This window comes from Mesorhizobium sp. M0119, from assembly GCF_040322615.1.
Classification (GTDB): Bacteria; Pseudomonadota; Alphaproteobacteria; order Rhizobiales; family Rhizobiaceae; genus Mesorhizobium.
This window is the reverse complement of the sequence record NZ_JAMYTU010000026.1, coordinates 1-14,151: the sequence shown is the minus strand read 5'-3', so window position 1 is coordinate 14,151 and position 14,151 is coordinate 1. Positions and strand designations below refer to the sequence as shown.

Here is a 14,151-nt window from a genome sequence, read left to right as displayed (position 1 = left end):
TCTCAGCGTAGATAACGGCCGTAAGCGATTTCGAGGATCTCGACGATGCTCGTTCCCGTCGCCGGTGCATCAGCGCCGGTCAGAGGAACGAGCAGCATGAAGCCCCACCGCATTCGTCACCAGTTTTTGCTTGAACCCGAGTTGAGCGAGAAGCTGGAGAACCTCAGCCGCAATCCATCGACCACCAAATCGGCCATTGTGGCGCACGCGGTCGAGGCCTTTATCGAGCGGCGTGGGGAGAATGAACTCGACCAGCGCTACGGCAAGAGGCTCGACCGTCTTTCCCGCGACCTCGGACATGTCAGGCGCGATGTCGAGATGATCCTGGAGAGCCTGGCGCTCTTCATCCGCTTTTCGATCACGCTTCATGCTCACACGCCGGTGCCGGACAGGGCCACGCAAGCGATTGCCCAGGAGCGCTTCGACAAATTCGTCGAACAGGTCGGCCGCCAAATCGCTTCCGGGAAACGGTCACTTGGCACCGACGATCGCAGGGGAGGGGAAGGATGAGTTCTCATCCGGAAGCCGACCATCGCCGCCGCGTCATGCTGCGCACCGCCATGGGTCCGGCGATCACCGAAGCCCTTGCCGATCCGACCGTCATTGAGGTGATGGTCAATCCCGACGGTGCGCTGCGGCTCGACCGGTTGGGTGAAGGCCGGGTCGACACCGGCGTGCACATGCATCCTTCTGAGGCCGAACGCATCATCCGCCTGGTCGCCTCCCACGTGCGCGCCGAGGCGCATGCTGACAATCCGATTGTCAGCGCCGAATTGCCATCGGGCGAGCGCTTCGAGGGTCTGCTGCCGCCTGTCGTGCTGGGGCCATGCTTCGCCATCCGAAAGCCTGCGGCGAAACTCTACACGTTGGCCGACTATGTCGCCGATCGGGTCATGCTGCCGCTGCAGGCCGATGCGCTGAAGAAGGCGGTCCGCGAGCGGCGCAACATCCTGGTCGCCGGCGGCACGTCGTCGGGCAAGACAACACTTGCCAATGCGCTGCTGGCACAAGCCGCCGATTGCGACGAGCGGGTGATCCTGATCGAGGACACGCGCGAACTGCAATGCGCGGCGAAGGATTGCGTTGCCTTGAGGACGAGGCGGGGGTCGGTCACGCTCGCCGATCTCGTGCGCTCGACCCTGCGGCTCAGACCCGACCGCATCATCGTGGGCGAAGTCAGGGGCGCGGAAGCCCTGGACATGCTGAAGGCATGGAACACCGGGCATCCCGGCGGCATCGCGACCGTTCACGCCAATTCGGCGCGCTCCGCTCTCTACCGTATCGAGCAGCTCGCCCAGGAAGCCGTCGTCACCGTTCCCCGCCGCCTCATCGCTGATGCGGTAGATCTGATCGTCTTCATCGCTGGGCGCGGATCCTCGCGCCGCATTGACGCGATCGCGGAGGTCACCGGTCTCGACAGCAGCGGTGATTACGCCGTCACCCCGCTCACGCTTCCGCAACTCCAGCAGTTTTGAAAGGTCACCTCATGCTCAAGAAGCTTCGCTTCCTTTCGTCCACCGCGCTCGCGTTTCTTCTCACCGTCCCGGCCCACGCAGCGGGCTCCGGCATGCCTTGGGAACAGCCGCTGCAGCAGATCCTTGAGTCGGTGCAGGGACCGGTCGCCAAGATCGTCGCGGTGATCATCATCATCACCACCGGCCTGACCCTTGCTTTCGGTGACACGGCAGGCGGTTTTCGCCGGCTGATCCAGATTGTCTTCGGCCTGTCGATCGCCTTCGCGGCATCGAGCTTCTTTCTCTCCTTCTTCTCCTTCGGCGGCGGGGCACTCGTTTGATGGCCACCGGAGAGCAGCATATCGAGGGTTTCGAAGTCCCCGTTCACAGGGCATTGACTGAGCCGATCCTGCTGGGCGGCGCGCCGCGAGCGGTGGCGATCCTCAACGGCACTGTGGCCGCGGCAATAGGCCTTGGCCTGCAGCAGTGGATCGCCGGACTGGCGCTCTGGATCGCCGGCCACACGCTCGCGGTCTTTGCCGCTCGCCGCGATCCGGACTTCGCCAGCGTGCTTGTCCGTCATCTTCGCCTGAAAGGGTGGCTTGCATGCTGAACCTTTCGGAGTATCGCGGCAAAGCCGATCGGCTGGCCGATCATCTGCCCTGGGCCGCTTTGGTGGCGCCCGGCATCGTGCTCAATAAAGACGGTAGCTTCCAGCGAACCTTCCGGTTCCGTGGCCCCGACCTTGAAAGCGCGACCGAAGCCGAATTGGTCGGCATCTGCGCACGAGCCAACAATGCGCTACGAAGGTTGGGCTCCGGATGGGGGTTGTTTTTCGAGGCCGAGCGCGTTGAAGCGCTGGGCTATCCGAGCTCGGCTTTTCCCGATGCTGCCTCATGGCTGGTCGATGAGGAACGGCGCGCGGCCTTCGAGGGCAAGGTCGCGCACTTCGAGAGTCGCTATCATCTGACCTTGGTCTTCATGCCGGCGCCAGATGGCCAGGCGCGGGCGGAAAGCGCACTGGTCGACTCGCATCACTCGGGAGGGGCTAGAGACTGGCGCCAGGAGCTGGCGTGGTTTCGCGACGGGACCGACCGCGTCCTGGATTTGCTGTCCGGCTTCATGCCGGAAGTGCGCGCCCTCGATGATGCCGAGACGCTAACCTATCTGCACGGCACAATCTCGACCTACCGCCATCCGGTCGCCATGCCGGAAACGCCAATGTATCTCGACGGTGTTCTGGTTGACGCGCCGCTTACCGGCGGCCTGGAGCCGATGCTAGGTGAGCAGCATCTGTGCACCCTCACCATCCTTGGTTTCCCGAACGTCACCCGGCCAGGGATCCTCGACGCGCTCAACCATCAGGATTTCGCCTACCGCTGGATGACGCGCTTCATCCCGCTCGACAAGACGGAAGCCACAAAGACACTGACCCGGTTGCGCCGTCAGTGGTTTGCCAAGCGCAAATCGGTCGCAGCCATCCTGCGCGAGGTCGTGACCAACGAACCCGTCCCTCTCGTCGATAGTGACGCCGACAACAAGGCGCTCGATGCGGATGCCGCCCTTCAGACATTGGGCGGCGATCACGTCGGCTTCGGCTATCTCACCACAACGGTGACGGTATGGGACCAGGACCGGCAGACCGCCGCGGAAAAGCTCCGAGCGGTTGAGCGCATAGTCAATGGGCTCGGCTTCACCACGATCCGTGAAAGCATCAATGCGGTCGAGGCGTGGCTCGGCTCGTTGCCCGGTCATGTCTACGCTAACGTTCGCCAGCCGCTCGTTCACACGCTGAATCTTGCCCATGTCATGCCGCTGTCGTCGGCGTGGGCCGGTCCGGTGGATAACGAGCATCTCACCAACGTGACTGGGACCGAATCCCCGCCGCTTCTCTTCGCAGAGACCAACGGGTCGACACCGTTTCGGCTTTCCACCCACGTCGGCGATGTCGGCCACATGCTGGTCGTTGGTCCGACCGGTGCCGGCAAGTCGGTTCTGCTTGCGCTAGTCGCTCTGCAGTTTCGACGCTATGCCGGGGCGCAGGTCTATGTCTTCGACAACGGCAATTCGGCTCGTGCGGCAACACTGGCCATGGGCGGAGAACACCACGCTCTGGGCGCGGATGGTGCGCTTGCCTTCCAGCCACTGAGCAATATCGGCGACCAGGCTACTCGCAGCTGGGCGGCGGAATGGATCGCCGGCCTCGTTGCCCATGAGAATGTCACCGTTACGCCGGAGGTAAAGGAGGCGATCTGGTCGGCACTCATCAGCCTTGCCACTGCGCCGGTGCGGGAACGCACGCTGACGGGCCTGTCGGTTCTGCTTCAGTCCAATGGACTCAAGGCCGCGTTGATGCCCTACACGCTCGACGGTCCCTTCGGCCGGCTGCTCGATGCCGATGAAGATCGGCTGGCTTTGTCGGATGTGCAGTGTTTCGAGACCGAAGAGCTGATGCACCAGGAAGGCGCCGCGCTGCCGGTGCTCACCTATCTCTTCCATCGCCTCGAGGAGCGGCTCGACGGCCGGCCAACACTGCTCATGCTCGACGAGGCCTGGGTCTATCTCGACAACCCGCTCTTTGCCGCCCGCATCCGCGAATGGCTGAAGGTGCTGCGAAAGAAGAACGTCTCCGTCATTTTCGCCACGCAGTCACTTGCAGACATCGCTGGCTCTTCCATCGCGCCGGCGATCATCGAGAGCTGCCCACAGCGCATTTTTCTCCCCAATGACCGTGCCGTGGAACCGCAGGTGCGGGCAGCCTATGAGTGCTTCGGCCTGAACGAGCGGCAAATCGAATTGGTCGCCCGTGCCACACCGAAGCGCCAGTATTATCTGCAGTCGCGCCGCGGCAACCGCCTCTTCGAGCTCGGGCTCGGCCCGATCGCTCTTGCGCTCTGCGGCGCCTCTGATCCGGCCACGCAAGATTTGATCGACAGCGTCCTGTCAGAGCACGGGCAGGACAGCTTTGCTTCCCGGTTCCTGAGTGCGCGCGGCCTCGATTGGGCTGCCGAGCTTCTCCAGCAATTCCCTCAACCAGACAAGGAGCAATCGTCATGATGCGGCGCCGCCTTCTCACCAGCCTGATCACCGTTTCCCTGATCGCAAAACCAATGGCCGACTACGTCCAGCCGGCCCACGCCCTAATCGTGTTCGATCCATCGAATTATGCGCAGAACGTGCTGACAGCGGCACGTTCCCTGGAGCAGATAAACAACCAGATCCAGTCGCTTCAGAACCAGGCGACGATGCTGCAGAACATGGCGCGCAACCTTCAGCGCCTGGATTTTTCTTCCGTCGGCCAGCTCACAGGTTCGCTCCAACGGATCGACGGCCTGATGACCCAGGCCAGCGGCCTGAGCTTCGATCTCGACAAGCTTCAGAACCAGTGGCGTGTGCAATATCCGGAAAGCTACGACGCCACAATCAAGGTCAGCGATGTGGCGAGCGCCGCGCGCGAGCGCTGGCAAAACGCCATGCAGGCGTTCCGCCAAACCATGAGCGCGCAGTCGCAGATCGTGGAGAACGTGCGGGCCGACGGCGACCTGCTTACCGATCTCGTCAACCGCAGTCAGGGCGCGGCAGGTGCCCTTGAGGCAAGCCAGGCCACCAATCAGCTGATCGCGCTTTCGACCAAGCAGCAGATTCAGATCCAGACGCTGCTCGCGACCCAGTTCCGGGCTGAAGCCGAAGATGCTGCCCGCAAGGCGCAGTCCGAGGAAGCCGCCCGCGAGACGACGAAGCGTTTCCTGGGCACCGGAACGGCCTATCCCGGCAACTGATCAGCAGTTCTTCAAGACAACGAGGAAGGCGGCGACATGAACGACCTCGGCGTCATTGATCGCTTCATGGAGACTTTTACCCGCTATATTGATAGCGGGTTCGGTCTGCTTTCGGGCGACGTCGCCTTTCTCACCACCATCCTGATCGGCATCGACATCACGCTGGCAGGCCTGGTCTGGGCGTTCGGCGGCGAGCCCAATGTTCTTGGCCGGCTTGTCCGAAAAGTGCTCTATGTCGGCGCCTTCGCCTTCATCCTGAACAATTTTAAGAACCTCGCCGACATCATCTACCATTCCTTTGCCGGGCTCGGCATCAACGCATCGGCCGGCAATCTGTCGGCCGACAGTCTCCTGCGGCCAGGCCGCATTGCCGCGGCCGGCTTCGAGGGCGCCTGGCCGCTGCTCAATCAAGCGAGCCAGCTAGTCGGCTTCCCCGAGATCTTTGGCAACGCGCTGACCATCTTCGTGCTGCTTCTCGCCTGGTTCCTGGTCCTCATCGCCTTCTTCATTCTTTCAATTCAGCTCTTCATCACCATTCTGGAGTTCAAACTCACCACATTGGCCGGTTTTGTTCTGGTGCCTTTCGCGCTCTTGAACCGCTCGGCGTTTCTGGCCGAGCGCGTGCTCGGGAATGTGATCTCGTCGGGCATTAAGGTGATGGTGCTTGCTGTCATCGTCGGCATCGGCTCCACGCTCTTCGGCGAGTTCGCTTCCGCGCTGCAAGGCAAGGAGCCGGACTTGGCCGCGGCCATGTCACAGGTACTGGGCGCGTTGGCGCTGCTTGGGCTCGGCATTTTCGGGCCGGGAATTGCCTCGGGTCTTGTCTCGGGCGCGCCGCAGCTTGGCGCGGGAGCCGCACTCGGAACCACCGCGGCGGCTGCCGGATCAACGCTCGTTGCCGGAGGTGCGGCGCTTGCCGGCGCGCGCATGGCAACCGGCGGCGGTCTCGCCGCCGTTCGAGCCGGCACGGCCATGGGATCGGCTGCTTCCACAGCTTGGCAGATGCGGCGTGCAACATCGCCCGAGTCCGGGCTCTCCGGCGTAGCTGCTGGACTGCAGGGCGTTGCCGGCGCAGCTGGCGGCGCCGCGATGCGGGGAATGCGATCTGCAACAGAACCATTCCGGCGCAGCGCCGATGCCGGCCGCGATGCCGCCTGGACCGCGACGGGCGGCACGCCGACCGCATCAATGATCGGAAACCCTGCCGCGTCAGGTGCCAATGCCGCGCCGGCGTGGGCGAGGCGCTTGCGTTCCCAACAGACCGCGCGCGCCCATCGCCACGCCGCCACGCAGGCCGTCCGCGATGGCGATCGGGGTGGAAGCGGGGCCAACCCCTCTCTCAACGATAAGGAAGACTAGATGCTCTTCAAGCGACCTGTTCAGCGTTACGGGAAGACGCCCCACCCGGTCACACCATACCAGAAGGCGGCCCAACTTTGGGACGAGCGCATCGGCACTGCGCGCGTGCAGGCAAGGAACTGGCGCCTGATGGCCTTTGGCTGCCTCGCTCTGGCCATCGGGCTCTCTGGTGGACTCTTGTGGCAGTCGATGCAGGGCCGCGTCGTGCCTTATGTTGTCGAGGTTGACCGCTTCGGTGAAACACGGGCTGTCGCGCCGGCAATCCAAACCTACGAGCCCGACGATGCCCAGATTGCCTGGCATCTCGGCCATTTCATCCAGAATGTCCGCTCCGTCTCCACCGATGCGGTGCTGGTGCGGCAGAATTGGCTCTCGGCCTACGACTTCGCCACCGACCGTGCAGCCCTCTTTCTCAATGAGTACGCTAAGGCCAATGACCCGTTCGGCAAGATCGGCACGCGCAGCGTCTCGGTGCAGGTGACGAGCGTGGTTCGAGCGTCCGACAACTCCTTTCAAGTCAAATGGACCGAGCAGGTCTTTGAGCGCGGCAGCCTCGCCAGCACAACGCGTTGGACCGGGATCCTCACCATTGTGATCCGGCCGCCGAACAATACCGATCAGCTGCGCAAAAACCCGCTCGGCGTCTTCATCAATGCCATCGACTGGTCGCGCGAGCTGGACAGCGCCGCGCCGACAACCGTTTCCCCGAAGGAGCCCGCCAATGACAAATAGAGCCCCATCGCTCCGCACCGTCCTGATCCTGTCGGCGTCGACCGCGGTACTTTCGGCCTGTGCCTCGAAGCCGGTGCCGCCACCGCAGATTTCCTATGATGCTGCCAAGTTCCAACCGGCGGCAATCGAGAAGGCGCCGGAGAAGCCCGTCAAGGTCGTGGAAGTGCCGACACCGCTGCCGCTGCCCGGCCAGTTGCAGCCCGAGCCGGGCAAGGCTGCTGAAGACAGGCGCTCGCCTGAAGAACGTGTCGCCGATGCCAACAAGGCGGCGACGCAGCAACCCACCAAATATGGCTATGTGAATGCGGTGCAGGTTTACCCTTTTGCCGAAGGCGCGCTCTACCAGCTCTATGCCGCACCGGAGCGCGTCAGCGATATCGCTCTGCAGTCAGGCGAGAAACTCCAATCCGTGTCGGCCGGCGATACAGTGCGCTGGGTAATTGGCGACACCGTCAGTGGCTCCGGCGATGACCAGCGCACCCATGTGCTGGTGAAGCCCTTCGCGCCAGGACTTGCCACCAATCTGGTGATCACCACGGACCGGCGAAGCTATCACCTGCAGCTTCAAAGCACGGATAAGACCGCCATGGCGGCCATCTCCTGGACTTACAGCGAGGACCAGATCATCGCGCTACGCCGGCGCAATGCGCAGGCCGACGCCGCTATGCCAGTGGCGTCGAATGTGGCTCTCGAAAATATTCGCTTCCGCTATTCGATTACCGGCGACATGCCGCCCTGGAGGCCGACGCGCGCGTTCGATGATGGCAGCAAGGTCTACATCGAGTTTCCGCGCCGCATCGATCAGGGCGAGGCCCCGCCGCTCTTCATCGTCGGTGCTGACGGGGACAACCAGCTCGTCAACTACCGCGTACGGGGCAACTATTACATCGTCGATCGCCTCTTCGCCGCGGCCGAACTGCGCCTCGGCGCCAAGCAGCAGCAGGTGGTGCGCATCACGAGGACCGACGGCAGGCAAGCGCCGCGGCGGATATTGCTCTTTTCGCGTTCCAGCAGGTGAGGGACGGCCCATGACGGATACTTCCCGCTCCGATGCTCCACCGAAACTCGATCCAGAACAGCTGCAGCTGCGGGCCTCGCCTCGCCGCGCTGTGCGCTTCAAGCGCGGCATTATTGTCGCCATTGCTGCTGTTGGTTCCGGGACCGTTCTAGCCGTCACCATGATGGCGCTGCAAGGACCGGCACTGCGCATCAAAGAGCAGGCTGAAGAGCTTTACAACACCGAGCGGAAGCCAACCGCGGAGGCAATTGAAAGGCTGCCTAAGGACTATTCCGGGATCAAGCCCAAGCCTCCGGTGCTTGGACCACCGCTGCCCGGCGACCTCGGCCGCCCCATCCTTGAGCACCAACGCCAGCTGGGCATCGCGCCGGGCCAGGAGGTTTCGGCGGAGGAGCAGCGCCTTGCACAGCAGGCGATCGAGGCGCGCGAATCGCAAGTCTTCTTCCGGATCGAAAATCGACCCCGGCAAGCGGATGCCGCCGGCAACGGGCAGGGCGGGCGTCCACCCTTTGATGGAACGGCTCCACAATCCGATGCCGCACGCGATTCAGCTTCCGTTGCACCGGCCGAGGGCGACCAAAACAATCAACAGCGCAAGCTCGATTTTGTCAGCCAGCGGAACACAAGTGGAATCTACAATCTGCATGCACTGCAGACGCCGGCTTCGCCGTATCAGCTGATGGCCGGCAGCGTCATCGCAGCGAGCCTGATCACTGGCATCAATTCCGACTTGCCCGGCCTCGTCGTCGCACAGGTCACCGAGAATGTGCACGACACAGTCACCGGCAGCACCTTGCTCATTCCGCAAGGCTCTCGCCTGATTGGCACCTATGACAGCGTTGTTGCCTTTGGACAAAGGCGCGCGCTGCTGGTCTGGCAACGGATACTGCTGCCCGACGGCTCTTCGATCGAAATCGACAATCTGCCGGCGACGGACACCGCCGGCTATGCCGGGCTTGAGGACAAGGTGGATTTCCACACCTGGCAGCTGATGAAAGGCGTTGCGCTGGCCACGTTGCTGGGGGTCGGCACGGAGCTGAGCCTCGGGCAAGACGAAAGCGACCTGGTCAAAGCAATCCGCGAATCCGCTCAGCAGAACGTCAGTCAAGCTGGCCAGCGCATCACCGAGAAGAACCTCAATATTCAGCCCACGATCACCGTCCGCCCTGGTTGGCCACTGCGCGTCATCGTGCACAAGGATCTTGTGCTACGGCCGTACCCGAATTGACTGGAGTCATCATGACCAATCTGAAACTCGGCAAACTTCCGGATCGGACACCTTCGAAGATCACCATAAGCGTAAGTGCAGACCTCAACCAAGCACTGAAGGACTATGCAGCGCTTTATCGTCAGACCTATGGCGAGTCCGAATCCGTAGCGGAACTCATCCCGTTCATGCTGGCGGAGTTCCTGGAGAGCGATCGAGCGTTTGCCAAGGCCAGAAAGGAAGGCCTCCCTGTCGTCGACAAGTCAGAGAAATCGCGGCGGCAGCCAATTTCAGGGTCCGAATAAGTGACAGCGACCAGTGAGTCCGAGGGGGCACCTTTCTAGGCGGGCAAATGCATTGAAGCAATTTGCCGGCGACAAGCCGAAACATAGGGCACAATAGACGAGCTGATCTGCCCCGAACCAATGCCGGCTCTGCGCCTTTGACGGCCGTAAAGGTCCACTTCACAGCTTCTTAAAAGCAGACATCGCTGGCGATGCCCTCGAAGTCGACCATGCCCACTTCCGGACGTTGGCTTCTTGTTGGAAGCGGGCATTGGTTGGCAGGGCCAGAACTGCCGCTTGCGGCCCGTCGCGCTTGCCTTCATCAACCACAGATCGAGGCATTTGCGCCTCATGGCGTGCTCGCTTTGTCTGTCGCCTACTGACACCAACAAAACAGGCAGGCCGGGATCAGCCTGCCTGTTACGAGGGCTACTGCGGCGGCCCAAAGGAAGTGAACCGGGTCCAGACACGGCCCAGCGCAGACAGCACACGCTTCAGGAAGGACAGACGCGCGGGGTCGCCGTGCGCGTGGCGTTCGATCTGCTTGCGCATCACCGCTTGCGACGTGGCTGGATCGAAGGCGCGCAGCCACTCAACCTCGCCGACCGTAATGAAGTAATGCGAATTGCAGGGTGCATCGCAGACGGCAATCGAAGGGCGCACCGTCGCCATACCGCCTTGTTCAGTGACCTGGTGGCTGTCGGGCACCAGCAACGAAACACGATGACCACAGCCGCAAGCGCACAGCAGGGCCCCGATCTCGAACTCCTCGCTGTGATAGACGACGCCCGGCACCAAAGGCTTGGGCATGCGCTCGACCGCTTCATAGCGAAATCTCATCTAGACTCCCCCCGCCCGGTCCATTTCGAAGGTTACGGTATCGAAGATTATCGAGGTCGCATCACTCTCCCGGTCCAGCAACCCGAAATGCTGCTTGAACCGGATCACGGCCATGTTGGCATTCAGCGCATTGAGCTCGGGAATCTGCGCCTGCTTGCGATATTCGTCAGCCTTCGCGTTTTCGACCGGCAGACGCACCGTACCCCGATTGTTGTCGAAGGCGGCACGGTCGGTGCCCGTAATGCGCACGAAGCCGCTGAGCCCGACGGCCGAGCGGTTCAGGCCCATGCCGCAATCGACAAAGGGAATGTTGTTCGCACTCAGCCAGTCCACGATCAACAGGCGCGCCGGCCCCTCATCAACCGAGACGAAGACGAAATCGAACTCGCGGAGGCGAATAACATTGTCGGCCGTGATGCGTTCGGCGACCGGCACAATGCCCGCATGCCATTGATCATAGTGCATGGCAAGCGCCTCGACTTTCAGCTTGCCGATGGCGCCGGGGATAAAGCCCGGCCATCTGAAGATCGTGTGGAGATGGACCTTGTCATCATCGAACAGCGCAATCTGCTCAAGATGCGTACGAGCCACTGAATCGAGAATGAAGGAGCCAGTTCCGCCAAGGCCGACGATGGCGACCTTCTTGCCGCGCATGAGCGCTGAGAGATCATTGAGGTGATAGCGCGCGGACATGGTGTCGGGAAAGCGCAGCGGCGAACCCTGCGCGGCCGCCTTGACGGCGATCCCACGTAGGGGTGTAGCCTGAGGATAAGCATTGACCGCCGGCGTCGTGATCGTATCGATGTATGTCTGTACCTTTTCCTCGAACGACTGGTACGCGCGCAGCGCGCCCTGCTCATCCATCAACTTGTAAGAGAAGGAGCAGCTCATGACGAGATCAGGCGTCACCTCAACGGGATTGGGACCGCCGCCAAGCCTGAGCTCGCGTCCCTGCTGGTCGTGGGGTCGGCTGCCGCGCCACCAGGCTTGGTGATCGGCGGGGGGGCCGATGACCGGGCCGGTCAGACCAAGTGGGCAGGCCCAATCGCCGTGCTGCAAGCCGGCCTCGCTGTCGAGGTAGGGCAGACCGTATATAACGAAATAACCGCCCACGAAGTCGATCAGGTATCCCGTCTCGTCCAGATCACGAAGGAAGGGGTTATGATTCACCAGTTCCGGCAACTCGAAAGCGCATTCCATCCTTCACCTTCACCTTCTGACCCGGTGCGAGCGTGCCGCTCGGGTTCTCGACCGGACCGTGGGAGTATTTGACGAGATATTCGTTCGAGGGCTTTCCGCCCTGCCCGAGATAGAGATCGACCACGCGGGCGTAAGTGATCTGTTTGGTGTCGATCTCGTGGTCATCGCCATTAACCAGAATGTCGAAGACCTTCTGGCTGTAGAAATGCTGATCCTGCGTCAGATGGATCGGCGTGTCATCGCGCGGAATGCGCTCATCTTCCTCGTCGCCCGCGACCTCGCGGTAGAGCCTCTCGTGCTGCTTAATGTCGGCCAGCGCATAGAGCGCTTCACCGGTCGTTGGGTTGGGCGAATTGATCGCCACTCGATTGATGTGGATGCGCACGATGTGCGACGCAGCAATGTCCAGCATGACTTATATCCTTTCCCGCCTCTGGCGGCGCTTGCGTTTCGCCCCGACCGGTGGCATTTTGGTGTCCGGCCAGACAACAGAAGGGGTTCGAAAAAAGCCCTGGTCTAATTCACATCAGATCAGAGCCTGTTGTCCACACAGACAACAAATAGCGATTGAAAAAAATTTGTCAAGGAGGGCGAATGCCGGAAACAGCACTGGGTGTGTGGTTGAAAGGCCTAAGGGAAGAAAGAAAGCTGAGCCTAAGGGATCTCGGCCAGCGCAGCGAGGTCGATCACGCCTACATTCACCGGCTTGAAACGGGCGTAAAGGAAGCCCCATCCGAAGACGTTTTGGACAAGCTAGCGACTGCGCTGTCAGCCTCAAAGCGCGATCGCGAAGTTCTGCGCCACCTCGCGCGCCAGGAGAACGTTAATCCGAATATCTTGGAATTTGTCCGTCAGGATCAGAGTATCAGCGCCGAGGAGCTGCAGATGCTTTCCACCGTTGTGAATCGCGGCACGCGCGCGGATTACGCGACCTCGCTCGCGCGCATCAGGCGCATGATGATGGAAGACGATGATGGATGAGTTGTCAGTCGTTTCATCTGCACGGGCGTTTATCAGCAAATGCGGGCCGCTTGCGCAGCCGGTCTCAGTCGATATCTATGCGGCAGCAATCGACGGCACGATCAAAAAGGAAGCCTTGAACGACGGCGAAGATGGCTGGTCGTTCAAGACGCCCAAGGGCAAATACAAGATCTGCGTGAACTGCAATCAGAACAACAGGCGTCAGAGGTTTACCGTCTGCCACGAGGTTGCCCACGCGGTTTTAGACATCGCCCCCGATCATAGCCAGCCAAGCTGGAGTCTCACCAAGCGGCCCCAAGGCGAGATTTTCTGCGACATTTTCGCCGCCGAGCTACTCCTACCATACAAGCTCTTCAAGCCGCAGGTTGACATGTCGGAAATGGGCATGGCGGCCGTCGGCACGCTGGCCGATGATTTCGATGCCTCGCTTCTTGCCGCCGGCTCGCGTTTCGCAACCTTCTCGAAAAATCTCTGCGCGTTCGTCGTCTCCGAAGGCGGCAAGGTTCGCTACAGCGCCCGCTCGGCAAGTCTACGTCAGGCAAAGGGCTGGGTCAGGCCCGGGGCGCTCCTGCCCGAGGGTTCCTACAGCGCACGAGCACGAGCGGGCGAGAAGCCATCAGGGCCTGAAGAAGCGGAGGCCGATGAGTGGTTCGAAGACTGGGACCGCGATGGCGGCCTATTCGAAGACGTCTTGCATGTTGGTCAATGGGATCAGACCATGACGCTGCTGTGGTACGAAGAGGACGACGCCCCGCCCGCGCGTCTCGAGCGCAAGCAATGGGAGGAACAGACCTACGGCCTGCGTGAGCTTGACGGCAATCTGCCCTGGCCGGGCGGCAGGAAGCGGCGATAGGTGGAGACCTGAGTTTGCTAGGCCAGCGGATCGATCGCCCAATATGCAGACCTTTTCAGCGTCCGGGCAGGATCATTCCCAGACTTTTTGCGCTCCCAATCGAGCGGCCGATATCTTTCTTTCGAGAGAAAAAGCGGTCCGTCGGGTCACGGCCCCATTTTGACATTCAGTCAGACGGTCCCGCAATGCGCCGACGACAATTCTTTCTCTGAGATGCCTCAGTTGGCTCCACTTTGCATTCTGCTGGAGCTTCGTCGAAGAACATTCCTGCCGCTAACCCAAAGGTTATCGTGGAATTTTGCTAGCCACTTTCTTTGACAAGCGGCTTGGTTTCAATCGCTCCTTGAGGGTAAGCGCTATTTTCGCTGCACGTTGACGCGAGCGCTTTCGACGGAGGCCTTCGAATCGGGAACGGTATCTGGTCTGATCAGGCTGCTGTTGCTT

16 protein-coding genes are annotated in these 14,151 nt (G+C 61.6%); 13 read left to right on the top strand and 3 right to left on the bottom strand.

The features are described from left to right. The first annotated feature begins 96 nt into the window (after positions 1 to 96). Genes NKJ40_RS21875 through NKJ40_RS21825 form a run of 11 tightly spaced genes read left to right on the top strand, consistent with a single transcriptional unit; the run spans position 97 to position 9,854 of the window. Positions 97 to 510, top strand: a complete 414-nt coding sequence (locus NKJ40_RS21875; RefSeq protein ID WP_352467842.1) for a CopG family transcriptional regulator — start codon at positions 97 to 99, stop codon at positions 508 to 510. Beyond that, positions 507 to 1,475, top strand: a complete 969-nt coding sequence (trbB, locus tag NKJ40_RS21870) for a P-type conjugative transfer ATPase TrbB (protein WP_352467841.1) — start codon at positions 507 to 509, stop codon at positions 1,473 to 1,475. The genes NKJ40_RS21875 and trbB overlap by 4 nt, the downstream gene beginning before the upstream one ends. 11 nt (positions 1,476 to 1,486) lie before the next feature. Then, entirely contained in the window at positions 1,487 to 1,795 is a 309-nt protein-coding gene (locus NKJ40_RS21865; RefSeq protein WP_023680310.1) for a TrbC/VirB2 family type IV secretion system protein, read from the top strand. Beyond that, complete coding sequence (locus NKJ40_RS21860) at positions 1,795 to 2,067, top strand: VirB3 family type IV secretion system protein (protein ID WP_023680309.1); 273 nt, start codon at positions 1,795 to 1,797, stop codon at positions 2,065 to 2,067. Before NKJ40_RS21865 ends, NKJ40_RS21860 begins: the two co-directional genes overlap by 1 nt. Continuing rightward, positions 2,061 to 4,511: a conjugal transfer protein TrbE gene (trbE, locus tag NKJ40_RS21855; protein WP_352467840.1), complete on the top strand. Its 2,451-nt coding sequence runs from the start codon at positions 2,061 to 2,063 to the stop codon at positions 4,509 to 4,511. Before NKJ40_RS21860 ends, trbE begins: the two co-directional genes overlap by 7 nt. Beyond that, positions 4,508 to 5,233 (top strand): P-type conjugative transfer protein TrbJ, encoded by a 726-nt coding sequence (trbJ, locus tag NKJ40_RS21850; protein ID WP_023718720.1) that lies wholly within the window; start codon positions 4,508 to 4,510, stop codon positions 5,231 to 5,233. The genes trbE and trbJ overlap by 4 nt, the downstream gene beginning before the upstream one ends. Before the next feature lie 36 nt (positions 5,234 to 5,269). Continuing rightward, positions 5,270 to 6,592 carry a P-type conjugative transfer protein TrbL gene (gene trbL / locus NKJ40_RS21845; RefSeq protein WP_352467839.1) on the top strand — a complete coding sequence of 441 codons (1,323 nt, stop codon included), beginning with the start codon at positions 5,270 to 5,272 and terminating at the stop codon, positions 6,590 to 6,592. Beyond that, positions 6,593 to 7,324 carry a conjugal transfer protein TrbF gene (gene trbF, locus NKJ40_RS21840; protein WP_352467838.1) on the top strand — a complete coding sequence of 244 codons (732 nt, stop codon included), beginning with the start codon at positions 6,593 to 6,595 and terminating at the stop codon, positions 7,322 to 7,324. It begins immediately after the preceding gene. Further along, positions 7,314 to 8,342 carry a P-type conjugative transfer protein TrbG gene (gene trbG / locus NKJ40_RS21835; protein WP_352467837.1) on the top strand — a complete coding sequence of 343 codons (1,029 nt, stop codon included), beginning with the start codon at positions 7,314 to 7,316 and terminating at the stop codon, positions 8,340 to 8,342. Before trbF ends, trbG begins: the two co-directional genes overlap by 11 nt. Positions 8,343 to 8,352: 10 nt before the next feature. Then, on the top strand, positions 8,353 to 9,570 hold the full coding sequence (locus NKJ40_RS21830) for a TraB/TrbI/VirB10 family type IV secretion system protein (RefSeq protein WP_352467887.1): 1,218 nt from the start codon (positions 8,353 to 8,355) through the stop codon (positions 9,568 to 9,570). Between the two features lie 11 nt (positions 9,571 to 9,581). After that, a complete protein-coding gene (locus tag NKJ40_RS21825) occupies positions 9,582 to 9,854 on the top strand; it encodes a DUF2274 domain-containing protein (protein WP_023718715.1) in 273 nt (90 codons plus the stop codon). 408 nt (positions 9,855 to 10,262) lie between these two features. Here NKJ40_RS21825 and NKJ40_RS21820 read toward each other — a convergent pair whose 3' ends face one another. Genes NKJ40_RS21820 through NKJ40_RS21810 form a run of 3 tightly spaced genes read right to left on the bottom strand, consistent with a single transcriptional unit; the run spans position 10,263 to position 12,285 of the window. Beyond that, positions 10,263 to 10,673 carry a ubiquitination-like system serine protease family protein gene (locus NKJ40_RS21820; protein WP_352467836.1) on the bottom strand — a complete coding sequence of 137 codons (411 nt, stop codon included), beginning with the start codon at positions 10,671 to 10,673 and terminating at the stop codon, positions 10,263 to 10,265. Continuing rightward, a complete protein-coding gene (locus tag NKJ40_RS21815) occupies positions 10,674 to 11,855 on the bottom strand; it encodes a ThiF family adenylyltransferase (RefSeq protein WP_352467835.1) in 1,182 nt (393 codons plus the stop codon). Then, complete coding sequence (locus NKJ40_RS21810) at positions 11,833 to 12,285, bottom strand: multiubiquitin domain-containing protein (RefSeq protein ID WP_352467834.1); 453 nt, start codon at positions 12,283 to 12,285, stop codon at positions 11,833 to 11,835. Before NKJ40_RS21810 ends, NKJ40_RS21815 begins: the two co-directional genes overlap by 23 nt. A 182-nt stretch (positions 12,286 to 12,467) precedes the next feature. Here NKJ40_RS21810 and NKJ40_RS21805 point away from each other — a divergent pair, with 182 nt between their 5' ends. Next, positions 12,468 to 12,854: a helix-turn-helix domain-containing protein gene (locus NKJ40_RS21805; RefSeq protein ID WP_352467833.1), complete on the top strand. Its 387-nt coding sequence runs from the start codon at positions 12,468 to 12,470 to the stop codon at positions 12,852 to 12,854. A gap of 115 nt (positions 12,855 to 12,969) precedes the next feature. After that, positions 12,970 to 13,707: an ImmA/IrrE family metallo-endopeptidase gene (locus NKJ40_RS21800; protein WP_352467832.1), complete on the top strand. Its 738-nt coding sequence runs from the start codon at positions 12,970 to 12,972 to the stop codon at positions 13,705 to 13,707. Positions 13,708 to 14,151: the final 444 nt, after the last annotated feature.

What these genes read in the sequence shown, in the direction of transcription:
- NKJ40_RS21865 (WP_023680310.1), top strand. Translation starts at nt 1,487, where the DNA reads ATGCTCAAGAAGCTTCGCTTCCTTTCGTCCACCGCGCTCGCGTTTCTT.
- NKJ40_RS21820 (WP_352467836.1), bottom strand. Translation starts at nt 10,673, where the DNA reads ATGAGATTTCGCTATGAAGCGGTCGAGCGCATGCCCAAGCCTTTGGTG.
- NKJ40_RS21860 (WP_023680309.1), top strand. Translation starts at nt 1,795, where the DNA reads ATGGCCACCGGAGAGCAGCATATCGAGGGTTTCGAAGTCCCCGTTCAC.
- NKJ40_RS21875 (WP_352467842.1), top strand. Translation starts at nt 97, where the DNA reads ATGAAGCCCCACCGCATTCGTCACCAGTTTTTGCTTGAACCCGAGTTG.
- trbE (WP_352467840.1), top strand. Translation starts at nt 2,061, where the DNA reads ATGCTGAACCTTTCGGAGTATCGCGGCAAAGCCGATCGGCTGGCCGAT.
- trbB (WP_352467841.1), top strand. Translation starts at nt 507, where the DNA reads ATGAGTTCTCATCCGGAAGCCGACCATCGCCGCCGCGTCATGCTGCGC.
- trbL (WP_352467839.1), top strand. Translation starts at nt 5,270, where the DNA reads ATGAACGACCTCGGCGTCATTGATCGCTTCATGGAGACTTTTACCCGC.
- NKJ40_RS21825 (WP_023718715.1), top strand. Translation starts at nt 9,582, where the DNA reads ATGACCAATCTGAAACTCGGCAAACTTCCGGATCGGACACCTTCGAAG.
- NKJ40_RS21805 (WP_352467833.1), top strand. Translation starts at nt 12,468, where the DNA reads ATGCCGGAAACAGCACTGGGTGTGTGGTTGAAAGGCCTAAGGGAAGAA.
- trbF (WP_352467838.1), top strand. Translation starts at nt 6,593, where the DNA reads ATGCTCTTCAAGCGACCTGTTCAGCGTTACGGGAAGACGCCCCACCCG.
- NKJ40_RS21830 (WP_352467887.1), top strand. Translation starts at nt 8,353, where the DNA reads ATGACGGATACTTCCCGCTCCGATGCTCCACCGAAACTCGATCCAGAA.
- trbG (WP_352467837.1), top strand. Translation starts at nt 7,314, where the DNA reads ATGACAAATAGAGCCCCATCGCTCCGCACCGTCCTGATCCTGTCGGCG.
- NKJ40_RS21810 (WP_352467834.1), bottom strand. Translation starts at nt 12,285, where the DNA reads ATGCTGGACATTGCTGCGTCGCACATCGTGCGCATCCACATCAATCGA.
- trbJ (WP_023718720.1), top strand. Translation starts at nt 4,508, where the DNA reads ATGATGCGGCGCCGCCTTCTCACCAGCCTGATCACCGTTTCCCTGATC.